Here is a 20610-nt window from a genome sequence, read left to right as displayed (position 1 = left end):
GTCAGGCTCACGCCTGCTCCGCGACCCGCCGCCCGGGGATACTGGCGGGATGGACCAGCTTGATCAGCGAGCCTGCCTCGGCGAGTTCCTCCGCTCCCGCCGTGCGCGGCTGCGCCCCGAGGACGTGGGCCTGCGGGACTACGGGCGCCGGCGGCGCGTGCCCGGGCTGCGCCGTGAGGAACTGGCGCAGCTGGCGGGGGTGTCGGTCGCGTACTACACGCGGCTGGAGCAGCGCGACGGGCACAACGTGTCGGTGGAGGTGCTGGACGCGCTCGCGCGGGCCCTGCGGCTGGACGGGACCGAGCGGGCGCACCTGATGGACCTGGCCCGGCCCAAGGCGCACCGGCGCCGCCAGAGCCGGCGGCCGCAGGAGGTGCGTCCGGAGCTGCGGACGCTGATGGACGCGATGTGCGGCGTACCGGCGTACCTCGTCGGGCACCGGCAGGACGTCATCGGATGGAACCGGCTGGCAGCCGCGGTCTTCGGGGACTTCGGGGCGCTGCCGGCCGCCGAACGGAACCTGGTGCGGCTGGTGTTCCTGGACCCGGCGACGGCGGAGCTGTACGGGGAGTGGGAGTGCCGGGCGTGCGAGGTGGTGAGCAATCTGCGGATGTACGCGGGTCAGCACCCGGACGACGAGCGGCTGTCGGCCCTGGTCGGTGAGCTGTCGGTGAAGAACGAGGAGTTCCGGCGGCTGTGGGCGGCGCACACGGTGGCGGACAAGACGCACGGGGAGAAGCTGCTGCGGCACCCGCTCGTGGGTGAGATGCGGCTGTCCTTCGAGACGCTGACGCTGCCGGACGACCCGGCGCAGTCCCTGGTCACCTTCCACGCCGTCCCCGGCTCCCCGTCGGCGGACGCCCTGCGTCTGCTGTCGTCGTGGTCGGCCCCGTCGCAGGAGGCCGGGGCGCGGAACCCGGCGGCTAAAGGCTGAGCTGGTAGTAGGCCGCGGGGCGGGCCCGGCGGTAACCCAGGCGCTCGTTCACCGCCCGCATCGGGATGTTCTCGTCGGCCACCGTCGTGTCGATCCGGCGCAGGCCGGGGTAGCGGTGGAGGGCCAGCTCCAGCATGTGCCGCTTGACCGCGCCGCCCAGGCCGTGGCCCCGGTGGGCGGGGGCGACGACCGTGTCGTACTGGAGGGCGCGCGGGCCGGCCGGGTCGGGGAGGACCAGTTCCGTGTACGCGGCCACCTCGCCCTCCCCGGTCACCGCGGCGACCGTGGTGATCTCGCCGCCCCGGTCCAGGATCAGCCGGTGCGAGGCGTGCAGTCGCTGCGGCGTCCAGCGCTCGGTCTTCTCGTCGATGTCCCCCATGGGCGCGTCCTCCATCGCCCCGTGCGCCGTGGCGAGCGGTCCCGCCCAGTCGTCCGGCACGCGGCCGTGCCAGGCGTGCAGCTCGTACCCGGGGGCTACGGCGCTGGCGCAAGCAGGGGCGGCCGGGGCGAAGTCCCCGTCCCGGGGCCGCTGCGGCCGCACGTCCTGCTCGTACCAGGCCATGGGCAGTACGTTCTCGAAGCCGAGGGACTCCGCGAACGCCTGCCCGGGCCCGCCCAGGTCCACCAGCGTCGAGACCGAGGTCCGGCCCTGCGCGAGCAGCTCGGCCCGGACCTGCTCCCACAGGGCCCGGCCCAGGCCCCGGCGGCGGGCGTCCGGGCGTACGGCGAGCACGTCGAGGAAGGCGGTGTGCGCGTTGGCCTCGTCCGTGAACAGCAGCAGGGCCGCCACGCCCGTTCCCCCGTCCGCGGTCCAGAGGGCGGCGCGGCCGCGCGCCGGCGTGACGCGCAGCCGTCCGGCCACTTCCGTCCGGGCGGGCGGCGGCCCCTGCGGCAGGTCGACGGCCTGGGCGGCGGCGAGGACGGCGGTCCAGGCGTCGACTTCGGCATCGGTGGGGGGCAGCGGCAGCGCGCGGACGGTCATACCGGGGACCCTAGATGATCTCGCGGCGGGGAATCCGGCGGTTTCCCACGACGAACGGCGGGGACCCCGTGAGGGATCCCCGCCGTTCGTCCGTCGCGTTCCGGGGGTGTCAGACGGCCGCGCCGGCCTTCCACTCCGCCCAGCTCATGTTCCAGCCGTTGAGGCCGTTGTCCGGCTTGATGGTCTTGTCCGGGGAGTTCACCACGGTGACCACGTCGCCGATGAGCGAGTTGTCGTAGAACCAGGCGGCCGGCTGGTTCGGGTCGCCCGCGCCCTTGACGTCGTTCAGGCCGACACAGCCGTGGCTCGTGTTCGCGCTGCCGAAGACCGAGTCAGCACCCCAGTAGTTGCCGTGGAGGAAGGTGCCGGACTGGGACAGGCGCATGGCGTGCGGGACGTCCTTGATGTCGTACTCGCCCTTGCCCTCACTGTCCTTGAAGCCCACGGTCGAGCCGTCCATCCGGGTCTCCTTGAACTTCTCGGAGATCACCATCTGGCCGTTGTAGGTCGGGTTCTCCGGGGAGCCCGCCGAGATCGGAATGGTCTTGAGGACCGCGCCGTCCCGGGTGACCGTCATCTTCTTGGTCTTCGTGTCGACCGTGGAGACCTGGCTGCGGCCGATCTTGAAGGTGACGGTCTTGTTCTGGACGCCCTGGACGCCGGGAGCGCCCTGGACGCCCTCCAGTGCCAGCTTCATCGTGACGGTGGAGTTCGCCTGCCAGTACTGCTCCGGACGGAAGTCCAGGCGCTGCGCGCCGAACCAGTGGCCGACGACTTCCTGACCGCTGCTGGAGGTGACGGTGATCGCCGCCTGGACGGCCTTCTGGTCCTTGATCGGCTTGTTGAAGGAGATCGAGACCGGCATGCCCACACCGACCGTCTGGCCGTCGTCCGGTATGAACGAGCCGACGAAGCTGTTCTCCGGCGAGACGGTGGTGAAGGAGGCGTTCTCGTGCGCCTCCTTGCCGTCGGCGTCCTTGGCCGTCGCCGCCAGCGCGTACTTCGTGGAGCGCTTCAGCGCGGCGTCGGGCTTCCAGCTCTTGCCGTCGGCGGCGATCTTGCCTGCCACGGCCGCGCCCTCGCTGGTCTTGAGCTCGACCAGGGTCAGCGTGCCGTCGGTCACGGCGACATTGGCCGCGTCGTTGAGGCCGACGTTGGTGGCGCCGTCCTTCGGCGTGATGGTTATTTTGGCCTTGGAAGCATCCTTGGCCGCCGCCGCGTCGACGTCCGCCTGGGCGCTGGCGGAATCGCCCTTGCCCTTCGGCTTGTCGTCGTCCCCGCCGCCGCACGCCGAGAGCACCAGTACCCCACCGAGAACGGCGGATATGGCCACCAGGGACCTTCTCCGCCGCTTACTGTCCGTCCTCACACGCCACTCCATCGTTGCCGGATACCCGGAACGCCGCCGTCCCGGGATTGGCCCGGCAGGGGGACGAACCCCCTGCCTGGTCCTGACAACGCGTTAACGGCGCGGGCCGGTTCCACATTCCGTTGGGATGTGGGCCACCACACGGTCAGGCGTTGTCGGGTTCCTCGTCGAAGTCCCCATCTTCCTCGTCCAGGTCCCACTCCATCGACTCGGGGTCGTATTCGACGGGCTCGCTGCTCCAGGAGGCCTGGGCGAGCTCCACGCCCGGGATCTCCGCGACCAGGTCAGTGGGGTCGACGAGGTAGGCGAGGGCCTCCGACTCGTCCTCCCGGACGGCGGACTCGGCGTGGCCGCGCTCCTCGTCCGGCATGAACTCGTCGGCCTTGATGTGCGCGAGGGCGGCTCCGGTGAGTGCCTGAACGTCCGGCACCTCAAGAACCAAATCCACCCGAAGCCGTACGTATCGTGATGTCTCAGAAGAGTTCATACGACGGAGAGTAAGCCCGCGGCAGCCCCGACTTTCCCACGACCCGCCCCTTTCCGTAGCATCACCGCACACGGCCAATTCGCTGCTGCCACAAGGGGGATCGCACCGTGTCCGCACGCCGACCGCTGCTCACCGCTCTCGGAGCGACCACCCTCCTCGCCGCCCTGTGGTTCGTGCCCTCCGCGGGCGCGACCTCACCGGGGGCCACGGAGACCCGCTCAGGCGTGCCCACGGGCGCGAACGCCGCGGGAACGGCCACCGACGCCACCGACTCCTCCGGCGCCCCCGGAACGGTCACGGGGACCTCCGCCGAACCGGCCGCGCAGCCGCTGCTCGCCGCCACCGGATCCGTCGACACCACCCCCTACCTCCTGGGCGGCACGCTCTTCCTCGGCGTCGGGGCCGGGTTCGTCGCCTTCTCGGTCCGCCGCTCGCACACGCCCTGACCACGGCGAAGGGCCGCCCCGGGACGGATCCCGGGGCGGCCCTTCGCCGCGTACGCAGCCTTCGTCAGGCGAGCGGACCCGTCACCGGCTCCACGGCGGCGACGAGGCCGCCGCTGCGGACGAACGCGTCGGCCGCGGCCAGGTCGGGGGCGAGGAAACGATCCGGCCCGGGACCCTCCACACCGGCCGCACGGGCGGCCGCGATCGCGGCCTGGCTGGCCGGGGCGGGGGTCAGCCCGTGGCGCAGCTCGATGGCGCGGGTGGCCGCGTACAACTCGATGGCGATGATCCGCGTCAGGTTGTCGACGGCGGTACGGAGCTTGCGCGCGGCCGACCACCCCATCGAGACGTGGTCCTCCTGCATGGCGGAGGAGGGGATCGAGTCGGCCGAGGCCGGCACCGCGAGCCGCTTCATCTCGCTGACCAGGGCGGCCTGCGTGTACTGGGCGATCATCAGACCGGAGTCCACGCCGGCGTCGTCCGCGAGGAACGGCGGCAGACCGTGCGAGCGGTTCTTGTCGAGCAGCCGGTCGGTGCGGCGCTCGGCGATGGAGCCGAGGTCGGCGGCCGCGATGGCGAGGAAGTCCAGCACGTAGGCGACCGGGGCCCCGTGGAAGTTGCCGTTGGACTCCACGCGGCCGTCGGGCAGGACCACCGGGTTGTCGACGGCGGCGGCCAGCTCGCGGGAGGCGACCACGGCGGCGTGCGCCATGGTGTCGCGGCCCGCGCCGGCGACCTGCGGGGCGCAGCGCACGGAGTAGGCGTCCTGCACGCGCGGGGCGGTCTCCTCCTGGTAGTGGCGGACGAGCCCGGAGCCCTTCAGGACGGCGGCCATGTTCGCGGCGGAGGCGCCCTGACCGGGGTGCGGGCGGATGGCGTGCAGCTCGGGCTGGAGCACCTTCTCCGTGCCGAGCAGCGCCTCCAGCGTCAGCGCGGCGGTGATGTCGGCGGAGGTGTAGAGCCTGCCGAGGTCGGCGAGCGCCATGACCAGCATGCCGAGCATGCCGTCGGTGCCGTTGAGGAGGGCCAGGCCCTCCTTCTCGCGGAGCACGACGGGCTCGATGCCCGCCTCGGCGAGCAGCTCGCCGGCGGGGCGGACGGTGCCGTCCGGGCCCTCGGCGTCACCCTCGCCCATGAGGGCGAGCGCACAGTGGGACAGCGGCGCGAGGTCGCCGGAGCAGCCGAGGGAGCCGTACTCGTGGACGACCGGGGTGATCCCGGCGTTGAGCACGTCGGCCATGGTCTGCGCGACGGAGGGGCGTACGCCGGTGTGACCGGAGGCGACGGTCTTCAGGCGCAGGAACATCAGCGCACGGACGACCTCGCGCTCGACGCGCGGGCCCATGCCGGCGGCGTGCGAGCGGACGATGTTGCGCTGGAGCTGGGCACGCAGCTCGGGGCTGATGTGCCGGGAGGCGAGCGCACCGAACCCGGTGGACACCCCGTAGACGGGCTCGGGCTTGGCGGCGAGGGCGTCGACGATCTCACGGGCACGGGCGAGTGCGTCCTGCGCCTCGGCGGAGAGCTCGACCCGCGCGTTGCCGCGCGCTACGGCGATGACGTCCTCGGCAGTGGTCCCGGACGTCCCCACCACGACAGTGTGCATATCCATATTCAGCACCCTACGGATTGAATCGCTTCATGTCACTAGCTGAACCTGTCACGATCGCGCGGCGGCTGGACCCCTTACGGGCCGGGGCCGCGGGCGGCCGGTCACTGGCGGCCCCGGAAGCGGCGCCGCTCCCCGGGAGCCTCCTGGGCGGCGGCGTCCGCGAGCCGGACCACCGCGGTGTCCCGCCCCGCCACCACCGGCTTGGGCGAGCGCGCGGCCTTCGCCTTGTACTGGGCGGCGTCCGCGAGCCTGAAGAGCCTCCGGGAGGACTTCACCGGCCCGATCGGATCCCCGGTGGAGGCCACCCCGCAGGCCACCCCCTCGCCCAGTTCCAGCTCGGCGGCCCGGGTGCACACCTCCTCGGTGACGCGCACCATCTCGTCCGCCGTCGGACCGACCCCGACCAGGCAGAACTCGTCGCCGCCGAGGCGGGCCACCAGCGATCCGGGCAGCATGGCCCCGCACAGGCTCAGGACCGACCCGAACCGCTCCAGCAGCCGGTCGCCCATGGCGTGGCCGAGGGTGTCGTTGACCTTCTTCAGGCCGTTCAGGTCGCACACGACGAGGCTGACGACCACCCCGGTCCGCCGGTGCTCCTCCAGGGCCTCGTCGAGGCGCATGTCGACCGCCCGCCGGTTCGCGAGCCCGGTCAGCGGGTCGGTGAAGGCGAGCCGCCGGGCCTCCTCCAGCCGCTCGTTCTGCGCGAGACCGGCCGCGACCACGGCGGCGAGCACGGTGGCGAACTCGGCGTCGTCCTCGTCGAAGTCGGGCAGCCCCTCGTCCCGGGCGACGTACAGCTCGCCCCAGGCCCGCCCGCTGAGCACGACGGGCGCCACCACGCAGGTCCCGCGGCCCCGGCGGCGCAGGGCCTCCCCGCGCCGCCCCGGCCGGTCACCGACGGCGCTCTCCACCCAGGCGTGCGGGCCGCCGCCGCCCACCCACCGCTCGTGCAGGAACTCGGTGATCTCGGGAAAGTCGTGCACGGGGTACGACTCGTCCTCGGGGAACTCCTCCTCGCCGGCCCGCCGCTCCCCCTCGTTCACCAGGACCCGCAGGCGCCCCCGCTCCCGCTCCCACGCGGAGATCGCGGCGAACGAGCCGTCCAGCGCCACGCGGGCCCCCCGCGCGGCCGCCCGCACGCTGTCCCGCGGCGCGCACGCCGCGGCCATCGCCTGAGCGAGTCCCACCACGGCCCGTAGCCGCCCGTCAACTCCCATCACCCCAGGCTAGGGACTTTTGTCAGATTTGGAGACAATTGGCACGACTTTGGGTGCTTCCAAGATCACCAGGGGTGATCGACGGGGGCTGCGCGCGAGCCGGGCCCCGCGCGTGAGCCGGGCCCTCGCCCGTGAGCCGGGCCCGTCCGGCGCCCCGCAGCCGGGTGGCTACTCCCCCGGCCAGTTCGGCCTGCGCTTCTCGTTGAACGCCGCCACGCCCTCCGCCCGGTCGCCGGAGAAGGCCACCGTCCGCCAGGCCGCGTCCTCGATCTCCAGACCGGCCGCCAGGTCCATCCCGTGGCCCAGCCGCAGCGCCCGCTTGGCGGCCCGCAGACCCACCGGGGAGTTAGCCGCCATCCGGGACGCCAGGGCGAGGGCCTCGGCCGTGTCCTGCCCGGCCGCGACCACCGAGTCCACCAGCCCCAGGGACAGCGCCTCGGCGGCCTCCACCCGGCGCGCGGTGAAGATCAGCTCGGCGGCCCGCGCCGCACCCACCCGGCGCGGCAGCAGCTGCGTACCTCCGCCGCCGGGGATCACGCCCACCGACACCTCGGGCAGACCCACCACCGCGGTCTCGTCGGCGACGATCACATCGCAGGCCAGGGCCAGCTCGAAGCCGCCGCCCAGCGCGAACCCGTGCACGGCCGCGATCGTGGGCATCGGCAGCTCCAGCACGCCCCCGTACGCCCCGCGCGTGGTGGGCCGCTGCCGCACCAGCTCGGCGTCCGAGAGCGAGTTCCGCTCCTTGAGGTCCGCCCCGACGCAGAAGGCCCGCTCCGCCGCGGAGGAGAGCACGACCACGCGTACGGACCGGTCGGCGGCGAGCTCCGCACAGGCCGCCCCGATGGCGCGGGCCATCGCGGTCGACACGGCGTTCATCGCCTTGGGGCGGTCCAGGACCAGCTCGGCGACCCCGCCCTCGTGGCGGCGTACCGCCACGAACTCCGACTCGGACACGGCCTCGGACGCCATAGGAACCCTCCCGGTTAACGAACGTTACCCGGGGATCCTAGGGGCTCCCGGCCGAAACGGGCAGGGCCTGCGGTCTCACCACGCCCGGCCCGCGCTACCCCGCGCCCGCCCGCTTCCGCCGCGTCAGCGACCAGGGCTCCACGACGCCGAGCCCGCGCACCGGCCGCTGCCACATCGGCTGCAGCGCGAAGCGGTAGGACGCACCCTCGTCGGGCGACGTCTCCGCCTCCTTCTCCGACACCGGGGCCGCCCCGGTCCGGGAGAGCTCCTCGGCCATCGCCCCGTCCACCAGGACCGCGTCCTTGGGGGCTATCGACGTCAGCCGGCTGGCCAGGTTCACCGTGGTGCCGAAGACATCGCCCATCCGGGTGGTCACCGTGCCGAAGGCGATCCCGACCCGCAGCTCGGGCATCTGCGCGTCGAGCTCCATGGTCTCGATGAGCCGCAGCGCGATCTCCGCCGCCGTGGCCGCGTCGTCGGCGCAGTACAGCACCTCGTCACCGAGGGTCTTGATCAGCCGGCCGCCGTGCGCGGCCACCAGGTCCGCCGCGGTCGTCTCGAAGGACTCGACCAGCTCGCCGAGCTCCTCCTCCTCCAGCCGCCGCGTCAGGCGCGTGAAGCCCACCAGGTCGGCGAAGCCCACCGCGAGCCGCCGGTCGACCATCTCGTCGTCGTCGGCCACCTGCACCACGCGCCCGGTCGCGGCCGCCAGCTGGCGCCGCCACACGTAGACGAGGAACTCCTCCAGCTCGGGCAGCAGCAGCTCCACCAGCGGGTACGTGACCTCCGTACGGGTCATGCCCGGCTCCGGCGGCTCCGTCAGCCCCTCCAGGAACGAGTCGATCTGCCATTCGGCCAGCCGGGCGGTCGTCTGCCCGGTGGACCGCGCCACCTGCACGGCCATCGGCTCGGACAGCAGCCCGGCCTCCACCAGACCGGCCAGCCGGCGCAGGGCCAGCACGTCGGCCTCGGTCAGCGCCCGGGCCTGCCCGATGTCGGCGAAGCCCATGGCCCGCCAGAAGCGCGAGGCCAGCTCCATGGACACGCCCGCGCTCCGGGCCGCCTGGAACGGGGTGTAGCGGCGCTCGGCACCGAGGATCAGCTGCTCCAGCCGGATGGCGAGCGGATCCGCCGTCGGCTGGGCCGTGTGATCGACCTCGTGGTGCGGAGTGTGCTGGTCGCGGCCGATCGGGGTACCCGGGCCGGAGGCGGAGCCGCCGCCGGGGGCCGCGGACGCGCTGGACGTAGGGTCGTCGACGGTCAAGGGCCGCCTCCTGTCCATTCCGTGCGCACTGCCCTGCGAACCGGTTGATCACCACGAGCACCGGGATCGCCTAAACCATACGGCAGGTGTGCCGTAGCTCACTCCCCCTCCCCGCTTCCGGCCCGCCCGCGACCGCGGTGCGCGGCCCGCGGCCGGGCCCCGGGCGGCGCCGCACCCGGGTGCCGGGTGCGGCGCCCGCTCCCGCGTCAGTGCACGGAACGCAGGTGGACGACGTCGCCCGCGCCCACCGCCTCGTGCTGTCCCTCGGCCGTACGGATCACGAGGCGGCCATCGGTGTCCACCGCTTCGGCCGTTCCGGTGAGGATGCGCCCGCCGGGCAGCTCCGCGCGGACGTGCCGGCCCAGAGTCGCGCAGCCCGCCGCGTAGGTCTCCTGGAGACCGCTGGCCGCGGGGTCGCCGGCGGCCGCGCGCCACCTCCCGTACCACTCCTCCAGGGACCGCAGGACGGCCCGCAGCAGCGGGTCCCGGTCGGTCACGGAGGCCTTGGCCAGCGCCAGCGACCCCGCGGTCGGTACCGGCAGCTCGTCCTCCGTCAGCGTGACGTTGAGCCCGATGCCGATGACCACGCCGTCCGCGACCCGCTCGGCGAGAATCCCGCCGGTCTTGCGCTCCTCGCCCTCGACGCTGACCAGCAGGTCGTTGGGCCACTTGAGGGCGGTGTCCACGCCGGCCGCCCGGGACAGCCCCGTCGCGGTGGCCACGCCGGCCAGCAGGGTCAGCCACCCCCACCGCTCCTGCGGCACCGCGTCGCCCGGCTTGAACAGGACGGAGAAGAACAGCCCCGAGCGCGCGGGAGCGACCCAGCTCCGGTCGAGCCGCCCCCGCCCGGCGCTCTGCTCCTCGGCGACGAACACGGCTCCCTCGGGCAGCTGCGCCGCCCGCGTGGCAAGGTCGGTATTGGTGGACCCGGTACTGGCGACGACCTCCAGCGAGGTCCACAGACCGTCCCCGGTGACGAGCGCCCGCGTGAGGGCGGCGGCATTGAGCGGCGGCCGGTCCAGGCTCGACCAACGACCGGAGGAAGCTCCTGCTGAGGCATCTGATGGCGTCATGCAACCCAATGTAGGTGTGTCAAACGCCGCACTGCCGAGCGCCATGCCCGCCGATACGCTACGCACCAGTAGCCAGCAGTAGTCAATCAATTGACCAGGCAGTTGACACCACGCAGGGAGCCGCGACCCCGATGTCACATCCGTCAGAGCCGATCGACATGCACACCACCGCGGGCAAGATCGCGGATCTGCAGCGCCGCATCGACGAAGCCACCCACGCCGGATCCGCGCGTGCCGTGGAGAAGCAGCACGCCAAGGGCAAGCTGACGGCGCGTGAGCGGGTAGCCCTGCTGCTGGACGAGGGATCCTTCGTCGAGCTGGACGAGTTCGCCCGGCACCGCTCCACCAACTTCGGGCTGGAGAAGACCCGCCCCTACGGCGACGGCGTCGTCACCGGCTACGGCACGGTGGACGGCCGGCCGGTGGCCGTGTTCTCGCAGGACTTCACCGTCTTCGGCGGGGCCCTCGGCGAGACCTACGGCCAGAAGATCATGAAGGTCATGGACTTCGCGCTGAAGACCGGCTGCCCGCTCGTCGGCATCAACGACTCCGGCGGCGCCCGTATCCAGGAGGGCGTCAGCGCCCTGGGCATGTACGGCGAGATCTTCCGCCGCAACGTCCACGCCTCGGGCGTGATCCCGCAGATCAGCCTGATCGTCGGGCCCTGCGCGGGCGGCGCCGTGTACTCCCCGGCCATCACGGACTTCACGGTCATGGTCGACCAGACCTCGCACATGTTCATCACCGGCCCGGACGTCATCAAGACGGTCACCGGCGAGGACGTCGGCTTCGAGGAGCTGGGCGGGGCGCGCACCCACAACAGCACGTCCGGTGTCGCGCACCACATGGCGGGCGACGAGAAGGACGCCATCGAGTACGTGAAGTCACTGCTCGCGTACCTGCCGTCGAACAACCTCTCCGAGCCGCCCGCCTTCCCGGAGGAGGCGGACACGGAGGTCTCCGACACCGACCGCGAGCTCGACGTCCTGATCCCGGACAGCGCGAACCAGCCGTACGACATGCACACCGTGATCGAGCACGTGCTCGACGACGCGGAGTTCCTGGAGACGCAGTCGCTCTTCGCGCCGAACATCCTCACCGGCTTCGGCCGCGTCGAGGGCCACCCGGTCGGCATCGTCGCCAACCAGCCGATGCAGTTCGCCGGCTGCCTGGACATCAACGCCTCCGAGAAGGCGGCGCGGTTCGTCCGGACCTGCGACGCCTTCAACATCCCGGTGCTGACCTTCGTGGACGTCCCGGGCTTCCTTCCCGGCACCGACCAGGAGTACAACGGAATCATCCGGCGCGGCGCGAAGCTGATCTACGCGTACGCCGAGGCCACCGTTCCGCTGATCACGGTCATCACCCGCAAGGCCTTCGGCGGCGCGTACGACGTCATGGGCTCCAAGCACCTCGGCGCGGACCTCAACCTGGCCTGGCCGACCGCTCAGATCGCCGTCATGGGTGCTCAGGGCGCGGTGAACATCCTGCACCGCCGCACCATCGCGGAGGCCGCTCCCGAGGAGGTGGAGGAGACCCGGGCACGGCTCATCACCGAGTACGAGGACGCGCTGCTCAACCCGTACACGGCGGCCGAGCGCGGGTACATCGACGCGGTGACCATGCCGTCCGAGACCCGGGCGCACGTGGTGAAGGGGCTCCGGCAGCTGCGCACCAAGCGGGAGTCCCTGCCGCCGAAGAAGCACGGCAACATCCCGCTCTAGCCCGTCCAGGAGGACTCTGTGGTGATCAAGGTCGTCAAGGGCAACCCGACCCCGGAGGAGCTGGCCGCCGCACTGGCAGTGGTCCAGGCGCGGGCGGCGATGCTGGCCATGGCAACGCCGGACGCCCCGCCGGTCACGGACGCATGGTCGGCGCCGGCCCGGGTGGCACGGCGCCGGGTGCCGCATCCGGGGCCGCGGGCCTGGGGCCGTACGTACTGGCCCGCGTAGCCGAATTGATGTGAACGGACGGTGGCGCCTGAGTACCCGTACTCAGGCGCCACACCCCTGTGCGGGGCCAGGATCGGGGCATGCTCTGGTCCGACCCGAAGAACGAGCCGCCCAAGGACATGCGCGATGCGCAGGCGATGATCCGGCGGCTGACCGTGGTGCTCGCCCTCGCCATGCTCGTGGTGGTGTACGTCCTGGGCGTGGGCCACTTCTAGGGGTGTCCTGCCGATCACCCCGGGCTCGCGGGCCGCGCCTACGATGGCCTCCATGACTGCCACACCTGAGCCCGCGACCGGGCGCAAGCTCGTCCTCGCCTCCGCCTCCCCCGCCCGGCTGAACCTGCTGCGGCAGGCCGGGCTCGCCCCGCACGTGATCGTCAGCGGCTTCGACGAGGACACGCTGAACCACGACGAACCGGCCGCCCTGGCGCTGGCGCTGGCGGAGGCGAAGGCGGCCGTCGTCGCGGGCCTGGACGAGGCCGCGGGCGCCCTGGTGATCGGCTGCGACTCGGTGCTGGAACTGGACGGCGAGGCGCTGGGCAAGCCGGCGGACGCCGACGAGGCCACCGCCCGCTGGAAGTCGATGCGCGGCCGGTCCGGCGTCCTGCGCACCGGGCACTGCGTGATCGACACGGCGGACGGCCGTCAGGTTTCGGCCACGGCGTCCACGACGGTCCGGTTCGGCGAGCCGACGGACGCGGAGGTGGCGGCGTACGTGGCGAGCGGGGAGCCGCTGCACGTGGCGGGGGCGTTCACCCTGGACGGGCTGTCGGCGCCGTTCATCGACGGGATCGACGGGGACCACGGCAACGTGATCGGCCTGTCGCTGCCGCTGCTGCGTTCCCTGCTCGGCGAACTGGACCTGTCCATCACGGACTTGTGGGCTTGAGCTCCCCGAACGGCGGCGCGGGCGGCAGCGGCGGGTTGTCTGTGCCCGCGTCGCCCTCGCCGCCCCGCCGGGCGGCGTAGAGGGTCAGGATCAGGACGAGCAGACACAGGATCAGCATCATCACGGCGAAAGCGGCCCAGCCGACCAGGCCGACGACGAGGGTGCCGAGCACTCCGTGGGTGACGGCGGCGCTGATGAGCACGATGCGGCCGAACCGGTTCGGGGAGCGGTCGCGGATCGCGGTGACGGCGGCGATCACGGCGCACAGGACGAGGAAGGCACCCATGCCCGCGCCCATGCCGTAGGTCGCCTTGGACATGACGTCCGGGTCGCTGCCCGCGATGGACATCGACTGGTTCGCCGTGGTCCGGCCCAGCACGATGTGGACGAGCACGAGTACCGCCGCTTCCACGACGAGCACGATCGCAGCCAGTCCGGCCACGAGTCTTCGCAGCACGATGCCCCACCCCCCACGTGTCACAAGCCTGTTCGACGCCTGGAGGCTACTAACGGGTAGCGCGCGGGACAAGACGTGCGCACCGCCCGGTTCCCGGGCACCGCCCCGCGCGCGCCGCCGTACGGCGGGGCTACGCCTTCGCCTTCTTCTCCCTCGGCCAGACGGTGTACGACCACGACCAGATCGTGTCGATGACCCAGACGGTGAGCCAGATCCGGCCGAACCAGACCAGCGGTCCGCGCCGATCGTCCGGCACGCCGCCGTCCGTGATCTGCCACACGAGCCAGCTGGAGTCCAGGGCCCACAGGATCAGCTGGCCCAGCGCGAACGCGGCCGTGTGGACGTACCAGTCCCGCCGCTCCTTGCGTGCGTGGTCCCGGGGCCCGGTGACGGCCCCGGCCGAGGGCTGCGCCGGTTCCGGCCCGCTCATGTCCATGCCCATGTCTTCTCCGTCCTCTCCCGCGGTCGCGGTCCGGGGCCCGGACGTCCCGGGCCCCTTGGGGTTCCTGTTCTCGGCCGGCAGGCGCAGCGTGCGGATCGCGTACGGCACCACGACGGCCCCCAGTGCCGAGGTGGCCGCCGCCGCGGCGCAGGCGGCGGCCCAGCCGAGTTCCTCGTAGAGCACGCCCATCAGCAGCGGCCCGGCCACCACACCGGCCAGGCGGGCGCTCTCGTAGAGCCCCATGCCCCGGCCGATCCGGCCGCCGGACGCGGCGGCGACGGTCGCCTGCTCGACCGGGATCTGCGCGGCGAAGCAGGCGGCGGCCACGGCCCAGAGGGCGGCGATCGCCAGAGGCCCGGACACGACTGCGAGCCCCGCGGCGAACAGCGCGCTCGCCGCGAACGAGGCGACCATGGTCGGCGTACGGCCCAGCCGGCCGGTGAGGTGGTGGGCGTGCTCCGGCAGCAGGACGAACACCAGGAAGCCGGGGGCGAGGACCAGCGCGATCTCGTTCGGGCTCAGCTCCAGTTCCGCCTGGAGCCGCAGCAGCAGGAGCATCCACAGCCCCGCCTCGGCCGCGGCCGTCACCGCGGACACCAGCATCAGCGGCAGCAGTCGGCGCTCCGCGGCTCCCCGCCTGCCCGTGCGGCCCGTGCGGCCCGTCACGCCGGCGCGGCCCGCCCCGTCCGTCCCGTCCGGCCCCCCGGCGCGGGCCGGCCGTCGGTGGGGCCCGCGCAGCAGCGAGGCCGCGGCCACCGCGCAGGCGGCGCTGCCCAGCCAGAACAGCAGCGGGTAGCCGCCGCGTTCGAGCAGGGAGAACGCCACCAGGTAGCCGGCCAAGGCGCCCTTCCCCTCCGCGGACAGCAGCTTCCCGTAGGCGGAGGTGCTGCCCTTGGACCGCTGCCCGGTCCAGGCCCGCAGCGCGACCCAGAACAGGGCTCCGCCCGCGCCGCCCAGGCCCGCCGCGACGAAGGCCGCCCCCAGCGAGTCGGCGAGCGCGTACCCGGCGAACGACAGGGCGTACAGCACCGCACCGGCCGCGGCCACCCGCCGCTGGTCGAAGCGGTCCGCCAGCTCCCCGGCCAGCGGGCGCACGAGGAGCGAGAGCGCCGCCTCGAAGGCGACGAGGGCGCCGACCGCGGAGGCTCCGGCCTGCAGCGTCGACCCCGCCCACAGGGGGAGCAGGAAGTCGAGCACCTCCGCCGGGGCGCTCGCGAACAGTGCGGCCGACAGGACCCGGCGCCCTTCCGGGTCCGTCGGCGTCTTCGTCCCGGCGCTCACCCCTCGCACGCTTCCCGGTCGTGAACCGGCGCCGCGCGGCGTGCACCGTCCGAGCGGGCGTTCGTACGGAAGAACCCACCGGCCGCTTCGCACCGGTCGGGAAGGGGCCCCGGTAAGAAGGGCACTGACGCCATCGCCTCGTCCTCGTCTCGGTCGTGCCGCGCCGTGCTGGGGCGCGCTCCGCGCGGTGTTTCCTCGCCGCCTGCAAGACGCCGTTCGCCCCGCCCGGGTTGCCGGCCCGCCGCGTCCGTGATCATGGACGCGCCGCGGAGGGCTTCGTTTGCGCCGGCGACGAACCGCCGGCGGGGCCGTCCGGTGAGCGCTTCCCCCGCGGCCGCCGGGCCCCGTGTCGACCATCCGCAGTACACGCCCGGCGCGCTGTCGCCCGTCCGGGCCGCTGTGGGCCGCATCGCTGTGGGTACGGTGTTCTTCCGGTTCGCCCTGCGGGACAACGGGGCTACCAATCAGTAAACAAGGGGACAACTCCTCTCACGACCGCAAAGAAACCGTGGGCCGTTCGTAGGGACTCGACAAAGAATCACCCGGGGCCGCTGACCGGTGGGACAGAGACCTTGGATACACGACGGGGTTACTGTGCAGTCGGGGATCCCCCTGACCTGGGGCGCCACAAGGGTTCTCCGGCGGATCGGCCCTCGCATCACACTCTGTGTGGGCAAGGTCACCACCGGGGAAGGGTCGAAAGGCCGTGTGGGCTGTCCCTAAACTCAGCTTGTTTCAAGGAGGGAGCCATCGTGCGCAAGGTGCTCATCGCCAACCGTGGCGAAATCGCTGTCCGCGTTGCTCGGGCCTGCCGGGACGCCGGGATCGCGAGCGTAGCCGTCTACGCCGATCCGGACCGGGACGCTCTGCACGTCCGCGCGGCCGACGAAGCTTTCGCGTTGGGCGGTGACACCCCGGCCGCCAGCTACCTGGACATCTCCAAGGTCCTCCAGGCCGCAGCCGACTCCGGTGCGGACGCCATCCATCCCGGATACGGCTTCCTCTCCGAGAACGCCGAATTCGCCCAGGCCGTGATCGACGCCGGCCTGACCTGGATCGGCCCGCCGCCGCAGGCCATCCGTGACCTCGGTGACAAGGTGGCCGCCCGTCACATCGCACAGCGCGCCGGCGCGCCGCTGGTCGCCGGTACGCCGGACCCGGTCTCCGGATCCGACGAGGTCGTCGCCTTCGCCAAGGAGCACGGCCTGCCGATCGCGATCAAGGCCGCCTTCGGCGGTGGCGGTCGCGGCCTGAAGGTCGCCCGCACCCTCGAAGAGGTGCCGGAGCTCTACGACTCCGCCGTCCGCGAGGCCGTCGCCGCCTTCGGCCGCGGCGAGTGCTTCGTCGAGCGCTACCTCGACAAGCCGCGTCACGTCGAGACCCAGTGCCTGGCCGACTCGCACGGCAACGTCGTCGTGGTGTCGACCCGTGACTGCTCCCTGCAGCGCCGCCACCAGAAGCTCGTGGAGGAGGCCCCGGCACCGTTCCTGACCGACGCTCAGAACGCGGAGCTGTACGCCGCCTCCAAGGCCATCCTGAAGGAAGCCGGCTACGTCGGCGCCGGCACCGTCGAGTTCCTCGTCTCCGCCGACGGCCTGATCTCCTTCCTCGAGGTCAACACCCGCCTCCAGGTCGAGCACCCGGTCACCGAAGAGGTCGCCGGCATCGACCTGGTCCGCGAGATGTTCCGCATCGCCGACGGCGAGGAGCTCGGCTACGGCGACCCGGTCCTGCGCGGTCACTCCATCGAGTTCCGCATCAACGGCGAGGACCCGGGCCGCGGCTTCCTCCCGGCCCCCGGCACGGTCACCAAGTTCAACGCCCCCACCGGCCCCGGTGTCCGCCTCGACGCGGGCGTCGAGTCCGGCTCCGTGATCGGCCCGGCCTGGGACTCGCTCCTGGCCAAGCTGATCGTCACCGGCGCCACCCGCGAGCAGGCCCTCCAGCGCGCGGCCCGCGCGCTCGCCGAGTTCGAGGTCGAGGGCATGGCCACCGCCATCCCCTTCCACCGTGCGGTCGTCGCCGACCCGGCGTTCGCCCCCACGGACGGCAGCCCCTTCACCGTCTTCACCCGGTGGATCGAGACCGAGTTCGTCAACGAGATCCCGGCGTTCACGGCCCCGGCCGCGGACGACATCGAGGACGAGCCGGGCCGCGAGACGGTGGTCGTCGAGGTCGGCGGCAAGCGCCTCGAGGTCTCGCTCCCGTCCTCGCTGGGCATGACCCTGGCCCGCACGGCCGCCGCCGGTGGCGCGAAGCCGAAGCGCCGCGCGGCCAAGAAGTCCGGCCCGGCCGCCTCCGGCGACACCCTGGCATCGCCGATGCAGGGCACGATCGTCAAGGTCGCGGTCGAAGAGGGCCAGCAGGTCAACGAGGGCGACCTGGTCGTCGTACTCGAGGCCATGAAGATGGAGCAGCCGCTCAACGCGCACCGCTCCGGCACCGTCGTCGGCCTCTCGGCCGAGGTCGGCGCATCGGTCACGTCGGGCGCGGCGATCTGCGAGATCAAGGACTGACGCCGTTGGACGGGGCTCCCGGGGGCATCCACCCCGGGAGCCCCGTCCCCCGTACGTCGAACGCCGGCGGGGCTGGATGTTCCAGCCCCGCCGGCGTTCGACGTACGGGGGCGGCGCCCCCGGCGAGCCGATCCGTAGGACCTAGCGGCGGCGCATGTCGGCCACGCGGGCCCGCTCCGCCTGCGGCTCCAGCATCCCGCCGGCGGCACTGCGCAGCTGCGCGGTCGGCCCGCCCCGCCTCTGCACCGGCAGCGGCGACTCGCGGCGCGGCCGCCGCCCCTGCATACCGTCCACACCGCCGGAGGCCACGGCTCCGCCGGCCACGGTGATCTGCACGCCCTGGTCCGCCAGCGCCTGCAGCTCCGTACCCGCCCGGTCGTCGTGCGGTGGCGGCTCGTCCGTCACCAGACGTGTCATCACATCGGTCGGCACGGTCTGGAACATGGTGTCCGTACCGAGCTTCGTGTGGTCGGCCAGCACCACCACCTCCGCCGCCGCCTGCACCAGCGCCCGGTCCACGCTGGCGGACAGCATGTTGGACGTGGACAGCCCGCGCTCGGCGGTCAGGCCGCTGCCGGACAGGAAGGCCCGGGACACCCGCAGCCCCTGGAGGGACTGTTCGGCTCCGCTTCCCACGAGGGCGTAGTTGGACCCGCGCAGCGTGCCGCCGGTCATGACCACCTCCACCCGGTTCGCGTGGGCCAGGGCCTGGGCGACGAGCAGGGAGTTGGTGACGACGGTCAGTCCGGGCACTCGGGCGAGCCGGCGGGCCAGCTCCTGGGTCGTGGTGCCCGCGCCGACGACGACGGCCTCGCCCTCTTCGACGAGGGAGGCGGCGACATCGGCAATGGCGGTCTTCTCCGCCGTCGCGAGATGGGACTTTTGCGGAAAGCCGGACTCCCGCGTGAAACCGCCCGGCAAGACCGCACCGCCGTGCCGGCGGTCGAGGAGTCCTTCTGCCTCCAGTGCCCGCACGTCCCGCCGTACGGTCACTTCGGAGGTCTGGACGACGCGGGCGAGCTCCCGGAGCGATACCGCTCCGTTGGCCCGCACCATTTCGAGGATCAATTGGCGACGTTCTGCAGCGAACACGAAACTGACAGTAACCCCAACGACCGTCTGCTTTCAGCTCTTTGCGCCGGAATTCCGAAGTTGTCCATAAGGCGGGGCGACTAGTGGTATACGCAGTCCGAGAGTTGCGTGAACATCGGGCCACGACATCGCGCCCCGCCCCAAACCCCTTACGGTGTGCGGCGGTTAGCGGGGCTCACGCCTCCCCGGCGGCCTTCCGCGTGTGCAGCTGGCGGGCCACCTCGGCGATCGAGCCCGACAGCGAGGGGTACACGGTGAACGCGTTTGCGATCTGCTCGACCGTCAGATTGTTGTCGACCGCGATCGAGATGGGGTGGATCAGCTCGCTCGCGCGCGGGGAGACGACCACGCCGCCGACGACGATCCCGGTGCCCGGACGGCAGAACATCTTCACGAAGCCGTCCCGGATGCCCTGCATCTTGGCGCGCGGGTTGCGCAGCAGCGGGAGCTTCACCACGCGGGCGTCGATCTTGCCGGCGTCCACGTCCGCCTGGGTGTAACCCACAGTGGCGATCTCGGGGTCGGTGAAGACGTTCGAGGACACCGTCTTCAGGTTCAGCGGGGCCACCGCGTCGCCGAGGAAGTGGTACATCGCGATGCGGCCCTGCATGGCCGCGACCGACGCGAGCGCGAAGACGCCCGTGACGTCACCGGCGGCGTACACGCCGGGCGCGGAGGTGCGCGAGACCTTGTCGGTCCAGATGTGCCCGGAGTCCTTGAGCCGGACCCCGGACTCCTCCAGGTTCATGTTCTTGGTGTTCGGGATCGCGCCGACCGCCATCAGGCAGTGGGTCCCGGTCAGCACCCGGCCGTCGGAGAGGGTGACCTCGACCCGGTCGCCGACCCGCTTGGCGGACTCGGCGCGGGAGCGCCCGACGACGTTCATGCCGCGGCGCCGGAAGACGTCCTCCAGCACGGCGGCGGCGTCCGGGTCCTCACCGGGCAGCACGCGGTCGCGCGAGGAGACGAGGGTCACCCGGGATCCGAGAGCCTGGTAGGCACCGGCGAACTCGGCGCCCGTGACACCGGAGCCGACCACGATGAGCTCCTCGGGGAGCTCGTCGAGGTCGTAGACCTGGGTCCAGTTCAGGATCCGCTCGCCGTCGGGCATCGCGTCGGGGATCTCGCGCGGGGTGCCGCCGGTCGCGATCAGGACCGCGTCCGCCGTCAGGATCGTCTCCGAGCCGTCGGCCGCGGTGACGATGACGTCCCGGGTGCCGTCGATGCCCTGCGGCCCGCCGAGCTTGCCTCGGCCGCGCACCACGCGGGCGCCGGCCCGGGTGACGGAGGCGGTGATGTCGTGCGACTGGGCGAGCGCGAGGCGCTTGACGCGCCGGTTCACCTTGCCGAGGTCCACGCCGACGACGCGCGCGGCCTGCTCGATGTGCGGGGTGTCGTCCGCGACGACGATTCCGAGCTCCTCGTACGAGGAGTCGAAGGTCGTCATCACCTCGGCGGTCGCGATCAGAGTCTTGGAAGGTACGCAGTCGGTCAGGACCGAGGCCCCGCCCAGACCGTCGCAGTCGACGACGGTCACCTCCGCGCCGAGCTGGGCCCCCACCAGGGCTGCCTCATACCCGCCGGGTCCGCCGCCGATGATCACGATCCGGGTCACGAAAAGTCCGC

The 20610-nt window shown here is 72.5% G+C and carries 19 protein-coding genes; 7 read left to right on the top strand and 12 right to left on the bottom strand.

The window, feature by feature from the left end:
* Positions 1 to 49 precede the first annotated feature (49 nt).
* Positions 50 to 934, top strand: coding sequence for a helix-turn-helix transcriptional regulator (locus OG753_RS26385; RefSeq protein ID WP_327264148.1), 885 nt, complete (start codon positions 50 to 52; stop codon positions 932 to 934).
* Here the strand turns inward: OG753_RS26385 and OG753_RS26380 are convergent.
* The 3 genes from OG753_RS26380 to OG753_RS26370 all read right to left on the bottom strand — a co-directional run bounded on the left by OG753_RS26380 (position 924) and on the right by OG753_RS26370 (position 3715).
* Entirely contained in the window at positions 924 to 1916 is a 993-nt protein-coding gene (locus OG753_RS26380) for a GNAT family N-acetyltransferase (protein ID WP_405790354.1), read from the bottom strand. The two genes, OG753_RS26385 and OG753_RS26380, sit on opposite strands and share 11 nt — an antisense overlap.
* Before the next feature lie 109 nt (positions 1917 to 2025).
* Positions 2026 to 3297, bottom strand: a complete 1272-nt coding sequence (locus OG753_RS26375; RefSeq protein WP_327264146.1) for an Ig-like domain-containing protein — start codon at positions 3295 to 3297, stop codon at positions 2026 to 2028.
* A gap of 133 nt (positions 3298 to 3430) precedes the next feature.
* Entirely contained in the window at positions 3431 to 3715 is a 285-nt protein-coding gene (locus tag OG753_RS26370) for a hypothetical protein (protein WP_327264145.1), read from the bottom strand.
* Positions 3716 to 3879: 164 nt separating this feature from the next.
* On the opposite strand from OG753_RS26370, the gene OG753_RS26365 reads away from it, so the two are divergent.
* Positions 3880 to 4218 carry a hypothetical protein gene (locus tag OG753_RS26365; RefSeq protein WP_327264144.1) on the top strand — a complete coding sequence of 113 codons (339 nt, stop codon included), beginning with the start codon at positions 3880 to 3882 and terminating at the stop codon, positions 4216 to 4218.
* A gap of 64 nt (positions 4219 to 4282) precedes the next feature.
* Here the strand turns inward: OG753_RS26365 and hutH are convergent, their stop codons facing one another.
* From hutH to OG753_RS26340, 5 genes are all read right to left on the bottom strand, one after another.
* Positions 4283 to 5824, bottom strand: coding sequence for a histidine ammonia-lyase (gene hutH, locus OG753_RS26360; protein WP_405792812.1), 1542 nt, complete (start codon positions 5822 to 5824; stop codon positions 4283 to 4285).
* Positions 5825 to 5931: 107 nt separating this feature from the next.
* A complete protein-coding gene (locus tag OG753_RS26355; protein WP_327264143.1) occupies positions 5932 to 7047 on the bottom strand; it encodes a GGDEF domain-containing protein in 1116 nt (371 codons plus the stop codon).
* Between the two features lie 168 nt (positions 7048 to 7215).
* On the bottom strand, positions 7216 to 8019 hold the full coding sequence (locus tag OG753_RS26350) for an enoyl-CoA hydratase/isomerase family protein (RefSeq protein WP_405790353.1): 804 nt from the start codon (positions 8017 to 8019) through the stop codon (positions 7216 to 7218).
* Positions 8020 to 8113: 94 nt separating this feature from the next.
* Complete coding sequence (locus OG753_RS26345) at positions 8114 to 9283, bottom strand: adenylate/guanylate cyclase domain-containing protein (protein ID WP_383201661.1); 1170 nt, start codon at positions 9281 to 9283, stop codon at positions 8114 to 8116.
* Between the two features lie 206 nt (positions 9284 to 9489).
* A complete protein-coding gene (locus OG753_RS26340; protein ID WP_327264141.1) occupies positions 9490 to 10356 on the bottom strand; it encodes a biotin--[acetyl-CoA-carboxylase] ligase in 867 nt (288 codons plus the stop codon).
* 131 nt (positions 10357 to 10487) lie between these two features.
* Here OG753_RS26340 and OG753_RS26335 point away from each other — a divergent pair, with 131 nt between their 5' ends.
* The 4 genes from OG753_RS26335 (at position 10488) to OG753_RS26320 (ending at position 13196) form a co-directional block, all read left to right on the top strand.
* The gene (locus OG753_RS26335; protein ID WP_327264140.1) at positions 10488 to 12080 is read left to right on the top strand and encodes an acyl-CoA carboxylase subunit beta; all 1593 of its coding nucleotides are present in this window, start codon (positions 10488 to 10490) and stop codon (positions 12078 to 12080) included.
* Between the two features lie 18 nt (positions 12081 to 12098).
* On the top strand, positions 12099 to 12308 hold the full coding sequence (locus OG753_RS26330) for an acyl-CoA carboxylase epsilon subunit (protein ID WP_327264139.1): 210 nt from the start codon (positions 12099 to 12101) through the stop codon (positions 12306 to 12308).
* A gap of 80 nt (positions 12309 to 12388) precedes the next feature.
* A complete protein-coding gene (gene mmpB / locus OG753_RS26325; RefSeq protein WP_266353118.1) occupies positions 12389 to 12523 on the top strand; it encodes a morphogenic membrane protein MmpB in 135 nt (44 codons plus the stop codon).
* A gap of 52 nt (positions 12524 to 12575) precedes the next feature.
* Positions 12576 to 13196 (top strand): nucleoside triphosphate pyrophosphatase, encoded by a 621-nt coding sequence (locus tag OG753_RS26320; protein WP_327264138.1) that lies wholly within the window; start codon positions 12576 to 12578, stop codon positions 13194 to 13196.
* Here OG753_RS26320 and OG753_RS26315 read toward each other — a convergent pair.
* Together OG753_RS26315 and OG753_RS26310 are read right to left on the bottom strand one after the other, a co-directional pair.
* Complete coding sequence (locus OG753_RS26315) at positions 13177 to 13653, bottom strand: hypothetical protein (protein ID WP_327264137.1); 477 nt, start codon at positions 13651 to 13653, stop codon at positions 13177 to 13179. The two genes, OG753_RS26320 and OG753_RS26315, sit on opposite strands and share 20 nt — an antisense overlap.
* Before the next feature lie 130 nt (positions 13654 to 13783).
* Positions 13784 to 15376, bottom strand: a complete 1593-nt coding sequence (locus OG753_RS26310; RefSeq protein ID WP_405790351.1) for an MFS transporter — start codon at positions 15374 to 15376, stop codon at positions 13784 to 13786.
* Between the two features lie 752 nt (positions 15377 to 16128).
* Here OG753_RS26310 and OG753_RS26305 point away from each other — a divergent pair.
* On the top strand, positions 16129 to 17892 hold the full coding sequence (locus OG753_RS26305; protein ID WP_327264135.1) for a biotin carboxylase N-terminal domain-containing protein: 1764 nt from the start codon (positions 16129 to 16131) through the stop codon (positions 17890 to 17892).
* A gap of 141 nt (positions 17893 to 18033) precedes the next feature.
* Here OG753_RS26305 and OG753_RS26300 read toward each other — a convergent pair whose 3' ends face one another.
* Together OG753_RS26300 and OG753_RS26295 are read right to left on the bottom strand one after the other, a co-directional pair.
* Positions 18034 to 18984, bottom strand: coding sequence for a DeoR/GlpR family DNA-binding transcription regulator (locus OG753_RS26300; RefSeq protein ID WP_189733088.1), 951 nt, complete (start codon positions 18982 to 18984; stop codon positions 18034 to 18036).
* Positions 18985 to 19159: 175 nt separating this feature from the next.
* On the bottom strand, positions 19160 to 20599 hold the full coding sequence (locus OG753_RS26295) for an NAD(P)H-quinone dehydrogenase (protein ID WP_052873218.1): 1440 nt from the start codon (positions 20597 to 20599) through the stop codon (positions 19160 to 19162).
* Between the last annotated feature and the right edge of the window lie 11 nt (positions 20600 to 20610).

The organism is Streptomyces sp. NBC_00029 (assembly GCF_045160505.1).
Lineage (GTDB): Bacteria > Actinomycetota > Actinomycetes > Streptomycetales > Streptomycetaceae > Streptomyces.
This window is presented reverse-complemented; position numbering and strand designations above follow the sequence as displayed.

Bases quoted from the DNA above. Each gene is read 5' to 3' on its own strand.
- hutH (WP_405792812.1), bottom strand. From the start codon at position 5,824: ATGCACACTGTCGTGGTGGGGACGTCCGGGACCACTGCCGAGGACGTC.
- OG753_RS26385 (WP_327264148.1), top strand. From the start codon at position 50: ATGGACCAGCTTGATCAGCGAGCCTGCCTCGGCGAGTTCCTCCGCTCC.
- OG753_RS26375 (WP_327264146.1), bottom strand. From the start codon at position 3,297: ATGGAGTGGCGTGTGAGGACGGACAGTAAGCGGCGGAGAAGGTCCCTG.
- OG753_RS26335 (WP_327264140.1), top strand. From the start codon at position 10,488: ATGTCACATCCGTCAGAGCCGATCGACATGCACACCACCGCGGGCAAG.
- OG753_RS26350 (WP_405790353.1), bottom strand. From the start codon at position 8,019: ATGGCGTCCGAGGCCGTGTCCGAGTCGGAGTTCGTGGCGGTACGCCGC.
- OG753_RS26320 (WP_327264138.1), top strand. From the start codon at position 12,576: ATGACTGCCACACCTGAGCCCGCGACCGGGCGCAAGCTCGTCCTCGCC.
- OG753_RS26380 (WP_405790354.1), bottom strand. From the start codon at position 1,916: ATGACCGTCCGCGCGCTGCCGCTGCCCCCCACCGATGCCGAAGTCGAC.
- OG753_RS26340 (WP_327264141.1), bottom strand. From the start codon at position 10,356: ATGACGCCATCAGATGCCTCAGCAGGAGCTTCCTCCGGTCGTTGGTCG.
- OG753_RS26355 (WP_327264143.1), bottom strand. From the start codon at position 7,047: ATGGGAGTTGACGGGCGGCTACGGGCCGTGGTGGGACTCGCTCAGGCG.
- mmpB (WP_266353118.1), top strand. From the start codon at position 12,389: ATGCTCTGGTCCGACCCGAAGAACGAGCCGCCCAAGGACATGCGCGAT.